Here is a 16,003-nt window from a genome sequence, read left to right as displayed (position 1 = left end):
CGAGTTGCACACCTAGAGAATCATCGAACCTGTCTGCGGGCAAGCCATAAGTTTATATTCTTCTGCCGCGCGACAAATTGGACACGGTGAACTCCAACAGCCAACTTGAAATCCCGTTTATTGTGAAGCGTTTGGGCTATCAGATGAGCTTTTGCTTGCGATGGTTTTTTCAATGACTGGAAGAAAGCCTTCCACCATTTTGGCAACTCCCTGTGTGTTGGGATGCATGCCATCTTCCAGTTGCAATGACTTCTGCGCCGCGACACCTTCCATGAAAAACGGATAGAGCGGGACATTGTATTTCTGCGCCAGTCGCGGGAAGATTGCGTTGAATTTGTCCTCGTAATCACCGCCCATATTCGGGGGTGCAAGCATTCCGGCAAGTATGACCTGAACCTTACGCTGTTGCAGTTTCTCTATGATTTCGGCGAGGTTCTTCTCGCTTATTTCCGGCGATATCCCGCGCAACGCATCATTTGCGCCAAATTCAAGAATGACTAACCCGGTACCTTCCGGCACGGACCAGTCAAGCCTGCTCACAGCATCGGTTGTTGTCTCGCCGGCCACGCCTGCATTGGCAATCGTGACGTTGATGCCCTTGTCTTTGAGAGCTTTCTCCAGCTGGGCCGGAAAGGAATCCTGAACAGGCAGTTCGAAGCCTGACATAAGACTATCGCCAAAGCCCACGACCGCCAGGGGCTGTCCGGACACGGTATTTTGATTGGCCAAAGCCGAAACAGGCAAGGCAACAAGTCCTAGAAAAACAACAATTCTTATCAACGGTTTGAATATCATTTCGGGGCACCCATATCAGACCAGTTGCACTGCATGTTGTGTCGACCATATCGCAAAGGAAGCCTTTTCGTGACGAAATCCGTTATCAAGCTCGATCACATTGAGTTGACACTGGGCACAGGCGCTTCTGCCGTGCATGTCCTCAAGGGTATTTCCCTGGATATTGATACGGGTCAATCCGTTGGCATTGTCGGGCCTTCAGGTTCAGGAAAATCTACCCTTTTGATGGTTCTGGCCGGACTCGAGCATGTTGATTCAGGTTCGGTGCAAATCTCCGGCACAAAACTTGAAACACTGAGCGAAGATGCAACAGCTGCGTTTCGCGGTCAGAACATCGGTATTGTTTTTCAATCATTCCATCTTATCCCAAACATGACGGCGCTCGAAAATGTTGCCGTTCCGCTGGAATTGGCCGGAAACCCCAACGCTTTCGCCATTGCAGAACGCATGCTTGCAGCCGTTGGATTGGCAGAGCGTGTTACTCACTATCCAGGCGAACTTTCTGGCGGTGAGCAACAGCGCGTGGCGATTGCCAGAGCGCTTGCTCCATCTCCCAAAATCCTCATTGCTGATGAACCAACCGGCAATCTTGATACAGCTACAGGGCGGCAAATTGCGGATCTTCTCTTCGAGAAACAACGGGAATTGGGGCTTACGCTTGTTCTCGTAACCCACGACACAAGCCTTGCTGCACGTTGCGATCGGGAAATCCGTGTCCGATCCGGCCTGATAGAAGCTGATGAAGGCGCATCTGTACTGGCGAAAACCGCATGAGCAGTCTGTCACTGGGATCCGGTCCAACCTTGAAACTGGCTTTGCGTTTCGCTTTACGTGAAATGCGTGGCGGTCTATCCGGCTTTTACATCTTTCTCGCCTGTATCGCGCTCGGCGTTACTGCTATCGGCGGTGTCAATTCGGTCGCCAACTCCGTAACGTCCGGTATCTCGACGCAAGGCCAGAGCATTCTGGGTGGTGATGTCCGTTTCCAGCTTAACCAGCGTGAAGTTACAGCTGATGAGCGCACCTTTCTCGACAGCAAGGGAAAGGTGGCGGTAAGCGCAAACATGCGCTCCATGGCCCGTCTTCCGGATGGATCTGATCAGTCGCTGGTCGAAGTGAAGGCCGTCGATGATGCTTATCCTTTGAACGGAACGCTTGAGACCGCGCCATCATTGGACCATCAGGCGCTTTTTGCGGAGAAAGATGGCGCTTATGGAGCTGCCGTTGCGGAAATATTTCTTGAGCGACTGCATTTGAAACTTGGAGATCGCATTCTCCTTGGCTCTGCCAGTTTCGAGGTGCGATCTGTTATAGTCAATGAGCCCGATGCCTTGTCTGACGGTTTTGGCTTTGCACCGCGCTTCATGGTTTCGACGGCGGGTCTTGATGCTGCCGGTCTCGTGCAGCCTGGCAGTCTGGTCGATCACAATTACAAAATTTCGCTGCCAGCCGGCGCAAGCGAGCTGGCCATTACGGCCATCCGCGACGAGGCGCAGGAAAAGTTTCCGCAAGCTGGCTGGACAATACGCAGCCGCACAAATGCGGCGCCCTCGCTCAGTTCCAATATTGAACGTTTCTCGCAGTTTCTGACTCTGGTCGGACTGACGGCACTCGTGGTTGGTGGCGTGGGTGTTGCCAATGCCGTTCGCTCCTACCTCGATGGCAAGCGCGGTGTTATTGCCACTTTCAAATCACTCGGAGCACCCGGCTGGTTCGTTATTGCGGTCTATCTTTTCCAGATCATTATCCTTGCCGTCGTTGGCATCGTCATCGGTCTTGTTGCAGCTGCAGCGATACCCTATCTGGCGGCATATGCTCTGCAAAATATACTTCCGATTGCTGGAGCAGGCGGCTTCTATCCTGGCGCGCTGCTTTGGTCTGCCCTGTTTGGCCTTCTGACCACATTGGCCTTCGCCATACTTCCCTTGGGGCGTGCTCGCGACGTGCCTGCCACTGCCTTGTTCCGGGAACAAGGGTTTGACCAGCGAGGCTGGCCGAAACCGGTCTATATCGGAATAGCAATCATGCTGATGGGGGCGCTGTGCCTGCTAGCCGTCTATTTTGCCTATGACCGACGTATCGCGATTGTGTTTGTTGGTGCTGTTGCGTTTTCATTCGTGATTTTGCGGGCAGTTTCAAGCCTCGTTCAATGGCTGGCCCGACGTGCTCCGCGCGTGTCATCGACAGCACTTCGACTTGCAATCGGCAATATTCATCGTCCCGGTGCCCTTACACCTTCGGTTGTCCTGTCGCTGGGGCTCGGTCTGACTTTGCTCGTTTCACTGGCTCTGATTGACGGTAGCCTCCGACAGCAACTGGCTGGCAATTTGCCCGAGAAAGCTCCCAACTTTTTCTTTGTCGATATTCAAAGCAGGCAGATCGATCAGTTCAAGGATTTGCTGCAAAAATCCGCTCCCAACGGAAAGATCGTCAGTGCTCCCATGCTGCGCGGCCGTATCGTTGCGTTCAATGGGACGGATATTACCAAGATGACCATTCCGCCGGAGGGTGCCTGGGTGCTTCGTGGTGATAGGGGCATAACCTATGCGAAAAATGTTCCGGAGAACTCAACATTGACGGAAGGGAGCTGGTGGCCAGCCGACTATACTGGCGAGCCGCTGGTATCATTCTCGGCCGAAGAGGGTCGTAATCTCGGTCTCAAGATCGGCGACACTGTGACAGTCAATGTACTTGGACGGAACATGACGACGCGGATCGCCAATTTCCGTGAAGTGCAATGGGAATCGCTCGCCATCAATTTTGTCATGGTCTTTTCGCCCAATACATTTGCCGGAGCGCCCCATGCGTGGCTGGCAACCTTGACCGACCCAACTGCCACGACGGCTGAGGAAGCTGGCGTCATGCGGGCAGTAACCACGGCATATCCGGCAGTCACTTCGGTGCGTGTGAAAGACGCGATCACCATTGCGAACGAACTTGTAGATCAGTTGGCTGTGGCGATCCGCGCAGCTGCTTCCGTTGCATTAATCGCCTCAATTCTGGTCTTGGGTGGCGCTTTGGCCGCCGGGAACAGAGCGCGCATTCATGATGCGGTGGTATTGAAAACGCTGGGGGCAACGCGGCGAACGCTTATCAAGGCCTTCACGCTCGAATATGTGCTGCTAGGGCTTTCAACTGCAATATTTGCATTGCTGGCTGGCGGTCTGGCGGCCTGGTATGTGATCGTCCGGGTCATGACACTGCCTGCCTCTTTCCAGCCGGAGGTTGCAGTGATGACGGTTGCCGTAGCGCTGATTTTGACTGTGGGATTTGGCCTTGCAGGAACCTGGCGGATTCTGGGACAGAAGGCAGCGCCAGTGCTCAGAGCTCTTTGAAATGATTAAAAGCATGTAATTATCGGCAATCTGAGCGGCAATTTGCGATTTCGCACATAATCTTGAGCAAAACAGGACTTGTTATAGGGCGGGATAATCACCATAATTCTTGTCAAGGCATGCTGGGGTCCCGCCAGCGGAGCCTGGGGATAGTCCCCGACACCCGACGGGACGAAGCAATGAGGAAAACCATGGCTGACTATCGCAACATCCAGGCCCAGAATTCGGCCGGAGTGCGTGTGGACGCGGGGATCGATCAAGGTCTGCGCAGCTACATGCTGAAGGTCTACAATCTTATGGCGATCGGTCTTGCAGTGACCGGTCTTGCCGCCCTCGCAATCGTATATCTGACAACAACCAATGACGCGTCGCTTGCGGCTGCAACATTGCCTAACGGTAAAATGCTGACCAGCTTCGGTGTTACGTTCTACGTTTCGCCGTTAAAGTGGGTCGTAATGCTCGCGCCGCTGGCTGCAGTGTTCTTCCTGAGCTTCCGCATCAACTCGATGAGTGTCGCTGCCGCCCAGACCACGTTCTGGGTCTATGCCGCTCTTGTCGGTGCATCGCTGTCGTCGATCTTCCTGGTCTATACCTCGGGAAGCATCGTCCAGACGTTCTTCATCACTGCCGCATCGTTTGGCGCACTTTCGCTCTATGGCTACACGACCAAGCGCGACCTCTCCGGTTTCGGTTCGTTCCTGTTCATGGGCGTGATCGGCATTCTGCTCGCTTCGGTGGTCAATATATTCCTTCAATCGAGCGCATTGCAGTTTGCCATCTCGGCAATTGGTGTGCTGGTATTTGCAGGCCTGACAGCCTACGACACGCAGCAGATCAAGGAAATGTATTATGAAGGCGACGATACAGACTCCTATGGCCGCAAGGCAATCATGGGTGCTCTGCGTCTATACCTCGACTTCATTAACATGTTCATGTTCCTGTTGCAGTTCCTGGGCAACCGCGAATAGCTTTACACTGAAAAAATGATGAAAAGGGCAGCTTTCAGCTGCCCTTTTTTATGCACTGTATAAGGATTATTGATCGACAATCTCTCGGTGCGCCCTTTAATTCTATGTCGAACGGGTGCATGAAAAGTAGTCAGAAACCCACCTTCAAGCGAAATCCATGTCCGATATTCATATCCGCTCCGCACAGCCTGCCGATCTGCCCGCTATAACCGAAATCTATCGCGATGCTGTTTTGCATGGCACCGCCACCTATGAGATTGATCCGCCTGATCTTACGGAAATGACCAACCGGTTTCATTCGCTTAAGTCGGATGGCTTCCCCTATGTCGTGGCTGAGCAAAACGGCGAAGTTATTGGCTATGCCTATGCCAGTTATTTCCGCGCACGTCCGGCCTATTGGTGGATGGTTGAAGACTCGATCTACATTGCTCCGGAAGCCAAGGGGAAGGGGTTGGGTAAAATCCTCATCCAGCGGCTTATCGACGATTGCACTGCACTGGGTTTTCGTCAGTTCATAGCCGTTATCGGCGATGGTCATGAGGGATCTGCGTCCGTTCGTCTTCATACCAAGGCGGGCTTCCGCCATTGCGGCAAGATCGAAGCCTCCGGCTTCAAGCATGGCCGCTGGCTGGATACGGTTCTGATGCAGCTTGATATGAACGGCGGGGCGGCAACGCTACCCGACAGGGCGCCGCTTAAGTAATCAGCTTCGAACGATACTCAGTGTCTTGTCGAATACGCGCAGGACGCGGTCAAGCTCGTGCCCGCGCTTAAGTATGAGTCCGCTTGCGGCGATCACGCTGTAAATGCCCTGTTTGCGCGACAGCTTGGGATTCTTCTCGATGCGGAACATCGGCACCTCGCTGGTGCGACGGAAAACAGAAAAGATCGCCCTGTCAGAGAGATGGTCGATCGCATAGTCACGCCATTCACCGGCAGAAACCATAAAACCATAGACCCGCAAAATCTGGTTGAGCTCGCGCCGGTCAAAGGTAACAGGCAGGTCATTGTTTCGAACGAGGGGGATGAGTTTCGCCTGACGTTGCGAATCGTCGCCACCTGCATTGCTTTCCATCAATCAACCGCCTTTGATTTGTCGTGTGACACCTGGATGACAGTAAGGTGACCCTATCCAGACAATTTTACAAGCTTGCAGTTTTCGCCAGCACAGATTTTATGAAATTAACGTGCATATTCTTGCGTCTCACGAACCAATACGATGTGAAGTTAATGGTGATGACTCATCACATTGTCGCCATCTTCTGCACGCATTGCCGCCGGATTTCAAACCGAACATCGCATTGTGTTGCCAGAGGCGGCTTTACCGGAGCAGTTCGATTACCCAAGCCCCCCGCCCAAGCGGATTGTTCAGAGAAGGCCAATAGTTCTCATTTATTGGCAACATGCCCCAATAGCTCAGGCCGGATTTATCCGGCCTGTTTTTGTTTCGGTAGAGCTATTATTTCGCCGCCATAATTGACGCGCCGATAATTGGCCCGGGTTTGCCATCACCCAGCATTTCCTGCAACAGCACAGCACAGCCGGAGGCTTTCTTGCTCGCAAGTTCGCTCATCGGAATTTCGATCTTCTGAGCATTGCCATCCCACATACCGACAGTTTCCATCGCCCGCACGCTATTGGCATAACTTACCATGCGCCCGACATTTTCGCCGCCCGGAATTGAAACAATACTCTCACGGTTGAAATAGGCGAGCACAACGCGCACTGGATTTGTCGTTACCGGGCCGGAGCCGATATCAATCAGCAATCTATTCTTGGAGGCTTTTTCTATGGAAACCGGCACAGTCAGGCCTGAGGGCGTATCGCGCATATCCGCAATGCGGCGGCGGATTTTTGTCTCGTCCTGCCCGTTTACATGCTCACGGCCATTGATAATGGCTTGAGGCGTATAAACGCCATTGAGACTTAAGGCCTTGCGATATTCGTTCTGGCGTTCGGTGTTTTCGGGCAAAGCAAGATTGTCGGTCCAGCCGCGGTAATCCCAATAATCAACGTGGAAAGCCAGTGCCACGACCTTTCCCTCGGTCGCAAGTTCTTTAAGCACGGCATCGGCAGGCGGACATGAACCGCATCCCTGCGATGTATAAAGCTCAATCACACCCTCGGGCTTCGCTCCCGCATCTTCCGCGCAGACCGGCATCACATAAGCTACCACTGCCATAAGAGGCAGGCCGACAGCCAAGAGTTTTGTTGTGGTACGCGATAGCAAGGTGGCGAGCTTTCTTTCCCGGAATATCTGAAAATTATAGGGTGTATTGATTGCCAGACGATTGATAAGAGCCCCTTTGGTCAAGAGGAAGTCACTTTGAGGTGAATTCGATCACGAATATTACATCCTCTTAAATTAAAGGGCCGCCAGTTGCCCGGCGACCCTCAAACGTACAAACTATTGTCAGATCAAGCAGCGAGATCGCGCAGAACGTACTGCAGAATGCCGCCATTCTTGAGGTATTCGAGTTCATCGATGGTATCGATCCGGCAGATCAACGGAACCTGCTTCACCTGTCCGTCGGCAAACGTGACCGTGGCTAGTGTTTTCTGGCGTGGCTGGATGGTGGCAAGACCTTCGATGGAGACGATTTCATCACCCTTCAGGCCAAGCGACTGCCAGCTGGTGCCTTCCTCGAGAACGAATGGAACAATGCCCATGCCGACGAGGTTGGAACGGTGAATACGCTCGAACGATTGTGAGATGACAGCACGAACGCCGAGCAGGTTGGTGCCCTTCGCCGCCCAGTCGCGTGATGAGCCGTTGCCGTATTCCACACCGGCGAAAATTACCAGCGGCACATTCTCACGGCGATATTCCATTGCCGCATCATAGATCGGCATTTCTTCCTTGGTCGGATAATGGATGGTGTAACCGCCTTCGCGCCCGTTTTCACCAAGCATGTGATTGCGGATACGGATATTGGCAAACGTACCGCGCATCATGACTTCGTGATTGCCACGACGTGTGCCGTACTGGTTGAAGTCCAGCGGAGCGACGCCGTGATCTGTCAGATACTGGCCAGCAGGTGAAGCAGCCTTGATCGAACCGGCCGGCGAAATATGATCGGTTGTGATCTTGTCGCCAAACAGGCCAAGGATGCGTGCGCCCTTGATGTCGTTGACTATGCCTGGAGTTTTGCCCATGCCGACAAAGTATGGCGGGTTCTGCACATAGGTCGAGTTATCGTCCCATGCATATGTCTGGCCTGCTGGTACCTTGACGTTCTGCCAGTTCTCATCGCCCTTGAACACATCCGCATATTTCGCTGAAAACAGCTTGCGGGTGACGTTCTTGGTGATGAACTCCTGAATTTCGTGGCTGGAAGGCCAGATGTCCTTGAGGAAAACAGGATTGCCGTTCTGATCTTCACCAAGAGGTTCGGTGGTCAGGTCTTTGGTAACCGTGCCAGCCAAAGCGTAGGCGACAACCAAAGGCGGCGATGCAAGATAGTTCGCCTGAACGTCCGGCGACACACGGCCTTCGAAGTTACGGTTGCCGGAAAGAACGGCAGCAGCAATCAGCCCCTTATCATTAATTGTCTTGGAGATCGGTGCAGGCAGCGGACCGGAATTGCCGATGCATGTGGTGCAACCGAAGCCCACCAGATTGAAGCCCAGTTTGTCGAGTTCAACCTGCAATCCTGCGCTTTCCAGATAGGCCGCAACAACCTGCGAGCCGGGAGCAAGCGAAGTCTTTACCCAAGGCTTGGATTTCAAACCCTTTGCAGCTGCGTTGCGGGCCAGAAGTCCAGCGGCAATCAGAACGCTCGGGTTTGACGTATTGGTGCAGGATGTGATGGCGGCAATGGCAACGTCGCCGTGTCCAAGGTCAAAATCTTCACCTTCGACCTGATAGCGTGCATCGAGCTGCTCGGTCTTCTTGTATTCTTTCTGCAGGGATTCACGGAAACCTGATGCGATACCTTCCAGTGCGATGCGGCCTTCAGGGCGCTTTGGACCAGCCATGGATGGAACGACTGTGCCGAGGTCCAGTTCAAGCGTATCAGTGAAGACCGGATCGGCAGCACCTGCTTCACGCCACATGCCCTGCGCCTTGGAATAGGCCTCGACCAAGGCCAGGCGGTCTTCATCGCGGCCTGACATGTGCATGTAGTTGATGGTTTCGCCGTCAATCGGGAAGAAGCCGCATGTTGCGCCATATTCCGGGCCCATATTGCCGATGGTGGCGCGATCAGCCAGCGTCATCGAATCAAGGCCGGGGCCGAAGAACTCGACGAACTTGCCGACGACGCCCTTCTTGCGCAGCATCTGCACGACAGTGAGAACGAGATCGGTTGCTGTTACGCCTTCCTTGACCTTGCCGGTCAGGCGGAAACCGATAACTTCCGGCAGAAGCATGGAAACAGGCTGACCAAGCATGGAAGCTTCGGCTTCAATACCGCCCACGCCCCAACCGAGAACACCAAGACCGTTGACCATGGTGGTGTGCGAATCGGTGCCGACGCAAGTGTCAGGATAGGCGATGGTCACGCCGTCTTCTTCCTTGGTCCACACGCCTTGCGCGAGGTATTCCAGATTAACCTGATGGCAGATGCCCGTGCCGGGTGGTACTACGCGGAAATTCTTGAATGCCTGCTGGCCCCATTTCAGGAAGCGGTAGCGCTCGCCATTGCGCTCATATTCGAGATCGACATTGCGCTTGAAGGCTTGAGGATTGCCGAACTCGTCGACAATAACCGAGTGATCGATGACCAGATCTACCGGGACGAGCGGATTGATCTTTTCAGGGTCGCCACCGAGATTGACCATGGCATCGCGCATGGCTGCAAGATCAACGACTGCTGGAACGCCGGTAAAGTCCTGCATGAGAACGCGGGCAGGGCGGTAGGCAATTTCAGCGCCGGCAGAGCCACGATCAACGAGCCATTTGGCTACACTTTCAATGTCCTTCTTGAAAACCGAGCGGTTATCTTCAAAGCGAAGCAGGTTTTCGAGGAGAACTTTCATGGAGAACGGAAGTGCGGAAATCCCTTCCAATCCATTCTTTTCGGCTTCGGTCAAACTGAAATAAACATATTCCTTGTCCCCTACGGTGAGGGTTTTACGGCATTTAAAACTGTCAATCTGAGACATTTTGCGTTCGTCCTTATGCTGAGGCCTAAACCCGGGACGAACGCCTTTGCCGCGTTTCAAGGACGCGCTAAGGTGCGGGTGCAGTCATTTCCGCTGTCCGTCCCGCAGCAAATACCGGGAAAGTATTCGCTAGAGATCGGCCAAAATTGTTTCCACGCCGACCGCTGGCATGGTTGACTGGTATATAGAGTTTTTCCGCGATTTGTGCCAGACCGGCTAAGTGCAAAAATGCGTACTGCGGCGAAATGGTCATTTGGCCGCATTGGAACCAGAAAAGGCGGGATTTTCATGCAGTTAGTCGCCGAAGGGTTGAGCGGAGAGCGGGGCGGGGAAATCTTGTTTTCCGGGCTCAACTTTACCGTCGATGCTGGTCAGGCGCTCCTTGTCACTGGACCCAATGGCGTCGGAAAATCGACACTGCTTCGAATCGCCGCCGGGCTTTTGCATCCGACAGAAGGTTCCGTTCATCTTCGTGGTTCAGTAGGCGAGTTTGAAAGTCTTGGCGGTGCTTGTCACTTTCTCGGCCACATGAATGCGATGAAGTCCGCACTTACTTTGGAAGAGAATCTTCGTTTCTGGCAATCCTTCTATGGAATCGGGCAAATAACGGTTTTGCAGGCATTAGAAATGGTTGGACTGGCCGATATTGGCCATTTGCCATTCGGCTATCTGTCCACCGGGCAAAAGCGCCGTGCCGGCATTGCGCGACTTTTGGCCAGCGAACGGCCCGTATGGCTACTCGATGAGCCTACGGCGGGGTTGGACAAGGCATCGGAATCGCAATTCTCGGGTCTTATGCAATCACATCTCGATGCAGGAGGCATTATCCTGGCGGCAACCCATCTGCCGCTTGGATTGCTCAGTTCCCGTGAACTGATGATCAGAGTGATTAACTGATGGGCGCGTTGTTCATCCGTGATGCAAGATTGGGTTTGCGTGCCGGGGGTGGTGCGCTTGTTGGAATACTTTTCTTTCTGGCAGTCATTGCCGTCGTGCCTTTTGGTGTCGGCCCGGATCTTAAATTGCTGGCACGCATTGGCTCCGCCATGCTGTGGATTGGTGCACTCCTTGCCACTTTGCTTGGTCTCGACCGGCTGTTTCAAGCCGACCGCGAAGACGGCTCTCTCGATCTTCTCATAATGGCGTCCGAGCGGCATATGCTGGCGCTCACTATACTCGTCAAATGCATTGCTCATTGGACGGTGAGTGTTTTGCCGCTGGTAGTTGCAGCGCCACTGCTTGGGCTGTTCATGAATATGGAACCAGCCGCGATCGTCGCAACAACTCTGACACTGCTCGTTGGCACTCCGGCAATCACCCTCATAGGCGCCGTGGGAGCAGCGGTTGCAGTCTCGCTGCCGCGGGGCGGGCTGCTCGTTTCGGTCATTGTCCTGCCTTTGACGATACCAGTCCTGATTTTTGGCGTATCTGCGTCCTATGGCGCAATTGAAGACCCGGCACCCTTTCTGGCACCCTTCCTTATCCTCAGTGCGATTACCTTGTTTTTCGCCGTTCTGGGGCCTTGGGCTGCTGCTGCCGCGCTGAAATCATCGGCAGACTGAAGAGTATTGAATGTTTGGTGAATTTGGAAAAGCTGAGAGATTTTGATGAGTAAAGTGGCATCCAAGCCCGGGCGGTGGATTGACTTGGCCAACCCGACAAGATTTTTGAATCTTGCGGGTATCGTGCTGCCATGGCTCGGCGGAATTACATTGATCACACTTGCCATCGGCTTCTGGATGTCAATGACAGCGCCGGATGACTATCAGCAAGGCTCCACAGTCAAGATCATGTTCATTCATGTGCCTTTCGCTTGGCTCTCCATGATGTGCTACACAGTGATGTCGATTGCTGCGCTTGGAACGCTGGTTTGGCGTCACCCGCTTGCTGAAGTTGCTGCAAAGGCCGCTGCACCTATCGGCGCTGTGTTTACGGCTCTGGCCCTGATCACCGGTTCTCTCTGGGGCAAGCCCATGTGGGGGACATGGTGGGTTTGGGATGCGCGCCTGACTTCGGTGTTTGTGCTTTTTCTCATGTATCTGGGTGTTATCGCGCTGACGCGTGCCATGGGTGATCCGGCCAAGTCTGCAAAAGTGACAGCCATCCTCACGCTTGTCGGATTCGTCAATATCCCGATCATCAAGTTTTCTGTCGATTGGTGGAATACTTTGCACCAGCCGGCATCGGTTATCCGCGTGGGCGGTTCTACGTTGGACCCATCCTATCTGCGGCCGCTGCTGGTAATGGCAATAGGATTCACACTGCTCTTCTTCACATTGCACGTCATGGCCATGCGCAATGAAATCTGGCGTCGGCGTGTTACTGCCATGCGCCGCATTGCAGCGCGTAGTGCAGAACGAAAGGCGGGCCAATGAGCAGCCATACAGCATTCGTCCTTGCCTCATACCTTTCTGCAGCCATTGCCTTGACGGGCTTGATTGCATGGATTTTCATTGATCAGCGCAGCCAGCGAAATGCGTTGCGGGAACTTGAGGCGCGGGGTGTCCGCCGCCGTTCCGGCACGGATAGCGCGTCATGAGTGGAGAAATGCAAGCGGAGGTAACGCGCCGCAAGCGCAGTCCGTTTTTTGTTTTCCTGCCTTTGATTTTATTTGGGGTGCTGGCGGCGATCTTCGCACTTCAATTGGCATCCGGAAGGGATGAATCAGTCATTCCGTCAGCACTGATTGGCAAACAGGCTCCGGCTGTTGCGCTTCCCGCGGTTATGGGTCTCATGAAGGACGGCCAGGCTGTACCCGGCCTTGATCCGGCGAAATTCAAGGGGCAGGTAACCTTGGTCAATATATTTGGCTCCTGGTGCGTGCCGTGCCGTGTTGAACACCCGCTACTGATGAAACTTGCGCAGGATAAGCGATTTGTCCTGGCTGGTCTTAACTACAAGGACAAGCCGGAAAATGCTGTCAGTTTTCTGGGTGATCTTGGCAATCCATATTCCGCCGTTGGTGCTGATCTTAATGGCCGTGCAGCGATTGAGTGGGGCGTTTATGGTGTACCGGAAACATTCCTCATAGGGCGCGATGGCATCATAGCCTACAAGCATGTTGGTCCCTTTTCCGAAGAGACCATCCGTACAGATTTGATGCCAGCAATTGAAGCCGCGCTAAAGCCAAACTAAAGCGAGGCGTAATGCCTTACCCATCCGGCGGTGCGACCCACGACGCTTGCCGTGCCATCAACGGCCTGATTGAACGGCATGGTGATTAATCTGTAGCTCAAAGAGCGCTTTTCAACTTGTCTCTGCGGCTCAATGGATGTTCCCATGGCGATGGTTTCAATTGGACGATCTATTGCTGGCGCAGGGATTTTGAACGAGCGGCTGGCGACGGCGATTCCGGGCTGGGAGCTTGTGGAGCATGATGCTGTGATCAGCGGGTAGTCAACTTTTCCAGTTTTTTGTATCTGCGCTTCCAGATCGGCGCGGCATGTCTCCATGGTTGTCCATCCCGTGTCCGCTGTCTTGATGTATTCACAGACTTTGGCATCGCAGTCGCAACCCATCAGGGTCATTACGATGAGGGCGGTTTTCATGGAGGGTGCTTTCTCAAGAATCGTTGATAATCACCGACTCTTGAGCTTGGATCGCGGCGGGATTTCGTCGCGATCACGTAAAAATTGTGGTCGTTTTTGGCCTTAAGTTTTCTTGCTGGCAGCCTTTTCGCCATTCAGCGGTTCAGTCGAGTATTTCATGATCAGCGGCATCTGTGCAAAAGTGAAGAGCAGGGTAATCGGCATTGTGCCCCAAACCTTGAACGCAACCCAGAAGTCAGTTGAAAAACTCCGCCAGACCACTTCGTTCAGCACAGCAAGGAACAGGAAGAAGATACCCCAGCGCAAAGTCAGTTTGCGCCAGCCTTCAGCATTGAGCTTGAAAGCACTGTCGAAGACATAACCCAGAAGCGCTTTGCCGAAATAAAGCCCGCCAAGCAGGATCACGCCGAACAGGGTATTGACGATTGTCGGCTTCATTTTGATGAAGGTTTCATTATGCAGCCAGAGCGTCAGCGCCCCGAATATCAGTACAACGATGCCGGATATAAGCGGCATGATCGGTAGCGTTCGCGTGAGTACCCATGAAACACCTAGCGCAATCAATGTTGCGGCCATGAACAGCGCGGTCGCGATAAAGATTGGCTCGCCAATGTTGGCAAGTACCGGGAACCGCTCCAACAGCCAATCACCCTTTGCATTGGCAAAGAAAAAGACCATCAACGGACCCATTTCCAGTAGCAGCTTCAACAATGGGTTGATCTGCTTGTGTGCAGGATCCGAAGGATCTCGTTCAAAAATAGGTTCGTTCATCATGCAACTCCAGCAATGGCTTTGGCAAAATCGCTCGCAGCGAATGGCTCAAGGTCATCAACCTGTTCGCCTACACCAATAAAGTAGACCGGTAATTTGTGTTTTGCCGAGATGGCAACAAGAATGCCGCCGCGCGCCGTACCGTCAAGCTTGGTCATAACCAAGCCATTAACTCCAGCAATGTTTCTGAAAATCTCAACCTGATTAAGCGCATTCTGGCCGGTGGTGGCATCGAGTGTCTGCAAAACAGTGTGAGGCGCTTCCGGGTCGTGCTTGCCGAGAACGCGAACGATCTTTGCCAGCTCTTCCATCAGTTCTGCCCTGTTTTGCAGGCGTCCCGCAGTGTCGATGATCAGCACGTCGCTGCCAGCCTCCTTGGCCTGTTTCCAGGCGTCGTATGCTAGCCCGGCAGCATCAGCGCCAAGCTTGCTGGAAACGACAGGTGCACCTGTGCGCTTGCCCCAGATGTGAAGCTGTTCGATAGCGGCGGCACGGAATGTATCACCTGCTGCCAGCATGACACTCAATCCACCGGCTGTGAGCTTGGCGGCCAGCTTGCCGATTGTTGTCGTCTTGCCGGTACCATTGACGCCCACAACCAGAATGACATGCGGCTTGTGTGAAAGGTCAAGTTCCAGCGGTTTGGCAACCGGTCCCAGCACCTTCTCGATTTCCGTTGCCATGATAGTGCGCACCTCGTCAGTGCTGATATCCTTGCCATAGCGTGTGGCGCTCAAAGCACCAGTGATGCGGATAGCCGTTTCCATGCCAAGATCCGCCTGGATCAGAACATCTTCAAGATCCTGGAGCGTGTCTTCATCGAGTTTGCGGCGTGTAAATATGCCACCAATTGAATCGCCAAGCTGCTGCGAGGAACGTGACAGACCTTTGCGAAGCCGTTCAAACCAGCTGATACGCTTTTCCGGCTCTAGCGGTTGCGGCTCCGCGTCCTGCTTTTCCTCAACAGTCTTCGAAACGGTAACTTTTTTCGCGACGGGCTTGGGCGCTTGAACGGGCTCTACCGGAGCGACGATGAGCGGCGTTTCTGCAACTGGCTCCGGCTCAGGACTGTTTTCGGGTTCCGGAGCAGGTTCTGGTTCTGGTTCAGCAATGGGCTCGAACTTTTCTTCAGGAACGTCAACTTCAACAGGTGGGAGCGCCTCAATTATCGCTTGCTCAAGAGGTTCTGTCGGTTCGATATTTACCTGCGGAATGATTTCAGGCGCTGGCTCGGGAAGTATTTCAGGTTCGGGCGCTGGTTCATCAGCAATCACATCCGGCTCGTCCTGTGGAACAGGCTCTACCTCGACAGTGAAAGCTTCTTCCGCAACGGGCAATACTTCCTGTGCGGTCGTATCCTCATAGGCGTGTTCAACCGTTTCAGGCTTTTCCACCTCGATCAGAGGCACATCGACAGGGGTCTCCTGAACCTCCTTCTTGCCGAACGAGAATATCTTCTTGATAAAACCCAGAGCCATGA

16 protein-coding genes are annotated in these 16,003 nt (G+C 53.6%); 9 read left to right on the top strand and 7 right to left on the bottom strand.

The window, feature by feature from the left end; all coding sequences use genetic code 11:
* Positions 1 to 117: 117 nt before the first annotated feature.
* Positions 118 to 795 carry an arylesterase gene (locus tag PMI41_RS18035; RefSeq protein ID WP_008127242.1) on the bottom strand — a complete coding sequence of 226 codons (678 nt, stop codon included), beginning with the start codon at positions 793 to 795 and terminating at the stop codon, positions 118 to 120.
* A 69-nt stretch (positions 796 to 864) separates the two neighbouring features.
* Between PMI41_RS18035 and PMI41_RS18030 the strand changes: the two genes are divergently transcribed.
* From PMI41_RS18030 to PMI41_RS18015, 4 genes are all read left to right on the top strand, one after another.
* Positions 865 to 1,569: an ABC transporter ATP-binding protein gene (locus PMI41_RS18030; RefSeq protein WP_008127241.1), complete on the top strand. Its 705-nt coding sequence runs from the start codon at positions 865 to 867 to the stop codon at positions 1,567 to 1,569.
* A complete protein-coding gene (locus tag PMI41_RS18025) occupies positions 1,566 to 4,130 on the top strand; it encodes an ABC transporter permease (protein ID WP_008127240.1) in 2,565 nt (854 codons plus the stop codon). The genes PMI41_RS18030 and PMI41_RS18025 overlap by 4 nt, the downstream gene beginning before the upstream one ends.
* A gap of 191 nt (positions 4,131 to 4,321) precedes the next feature.
* On the top strand, positions 4,322 to 5,098 hold the full coding sequence (locus PMI41_RS18020; RefSeq protein ID WP_008127239.1) for a Bax inhibitor-1/YccA family protein: 777 nt from the start codon (positions 4,322 to 4,324) through the stop codon (positions 5,096 to 5,098).
* Positions 5,099 to 5,255: 157 nt separating this feature from the next.
* Complete coding sequence (locus PMI41_RS18015) at positions 5,256 to 5,801, top strand: GNAT family N-acetyltransferase (protein ID WP_008127238.1); 546 nt, start codon at positions 5,256 to 5,258, stop codon at positions 5,799 to 5,801.
* Here PMI41_RS18015 and PMI41_RS18010 read toward each other — a convergent pair whose 3' ends face one another.
* The 3 genes from PMI41_RS18010 to acnA all read right to left on the bottom strand — a co-directional run bounded on the left by PMI41_RS18010 (position 5,802) and on the right by acnA (position 10,204).
* Entirely contained in the window at positions 5,802 to 6,173 is a 372-nt protein-coding gene (locus tag PMI41_RS18010; protein WP_008127236.1) for a DUF2794 domain-containing protein, read from the bottom strand. It lies immediately after the preceding gene.
* 384 nt (positions 6,174 to 6,557) lie between these two features.
* A complete protein-coding gene (locus PMI41_RS18005) occupies positions 6,558 to 7,412 on the bottom strand; it encodes a DUF1223 domain-containing protein (RefSeq protein ID WP_008127234.1) in 855 nt (284 codons plus the stop codon).
* Between the two features lie 104 nt (positions 7,413 to 7,516).
* The gene (acnA, locus tag PMI41_RS18000) at positions 7,517 to 10,204 is read right to left on the bottom strand and encodes an aconitate hydratase AcnA (protein WP_008127230.1); all 2,688 of its coding nucleotides are present in this window, start codon (positions 10,202 to 10,204) and stop codon (positions 7,517 to 7,519) included.
* A gap of 288 nt (positions 10,205 to 10,492) precedes the next feature.
* Between acnA and ccmA the strand changes: the two genes are divergently transcribed.
* Genes ccmA through PMI41_RS17975 form a run of 5 tightly spaced genes read left to right on the top strand, consistent with a single transcriptional unit; the run spans position 10,493 to position 13,339 of the window.
* Positions 10,493 to 11,101 (top strand): heme ABC exporter ATP-binding protein CcmA, encoded by a 609-nt coding sequence (ccmA, locus tag PMI41_RS17995; protein ID WP_008127228.1) that lies wholly within the window; start codon positions 10,493 to 10,495, stop codon positions 11,099 to 11,101.
* A complete protein-coding gene (ccmB, locus tag PMI41_RS17990) occupies positions 11,101 to 11,766 on the top strand; it encodes a heme exporter protein CcmB (protein WP_008127226.1) in 666 nt (221 codons plus the stop codon). Before ccmA ends, ccmB begins: the two co-directional genes overlap by 1 nt.
* Before the next feature lie 45 nt (positions 11,767 to 11,811).
* Positions 11,812 to 12,579, top strand: coding sequence for a heme ABC transporter permease (locus PMI41_RS17985; RefSeq protein ID WP_008127224.1), 768 nt, complete (start codon positions 11,812 to 11,814; stop codon positions 12,577 to 12,579).
* The gene (gene ccmD, locus PMI41_RS17980) at positions 12,576 to 12,743 is read left to right on the top strand and encodes a heme exporter protein CcmD (protein WP_008127222.1); all 168 of its coding nucleotides are present in this window, start codon (positions 12,576 to 12,578) and stop codon (positions 12,741 to 12,743) included. Before PMI41_RS17985 ends, ccmD begins: the two co-directional genes overlap by 4 nt.
* Complete coding sequence (locus tag PMI41_RS17975) at positions 12,740 to 13,339, top strand: DsbE family thiol:disulfide interchange protein (RefSeq protein ID WP_008127220.1); 600 nt, start codon at positions 12,740 to 12,742, stop codon at positions 13,337 to 13,339. The genes ccmD and PMI41_RS17975 overlap by 4 nt, the downstream gene beginning before the upstream one ends.
* On the opposite strand, the gene PMI41_RS17970 is transcribed toward PMI41_RS17975, so the two are convergent.
* From PMI41_RS17970 to ftsY, 3 genes are all read right to left on the bottom strand, one after another.
* Complete coding sequence (locus tag PMI41_RS17970) at positions 13,336 to 13,752, bottom strand: hypothetical protein (protein WP_008127218.1); 417 nt, start codon at positions 13,750 to 13,752, stop codon at positions 13,336 to 13,338. The genes PMI41_RS17975 and PMI41_RS17970 overlap by 4 nt on opposite strands.
* Before the next feature lie 102 nt (positions 13,753 to 13,854).
* Positions 13,855 to 14,523, bottom strand: coding sequence for a septation protein A (locus tag PMI41_RS17965; RefSeq protein ID WP_008127217.1), 669 nt, complete (start codon positions 14,521 to 14,523; stop codon positions 13,855 to 13,857).
* On the bottom strand, positions 14,523 to 16,001 hold the full coding sequence (gene ftsY, locus PMI41_RS17960) for a signal recognition particle-docking protein FtsY (RefSeq protein WP_008127216.1): 1,479 nt from the start codon (positions 15,999 to 16,001) through the stop codon (positions 14,523 to 14,525). The genes PMI41_RS17965 and ftsY overlap by 1 nt, the downstream gene beginning before the upstream one ends.
* Positions 16,002 to 16,003: the final 2 nt, after the last annotated feature.

Source organism: Phyllobacterium sp. YR531 (assembly GCF_000282595.1).
GTDB lineage: Bacteria > Pseudomonadota > Alphaproteobacteria > Rhizobiales > Rhizobiaceae > Phyllobacterium.
Note: the sequence above shows the minus strand (reverse complement) of the source record. Positions and strands in the feature narration are given on the sequence as shown.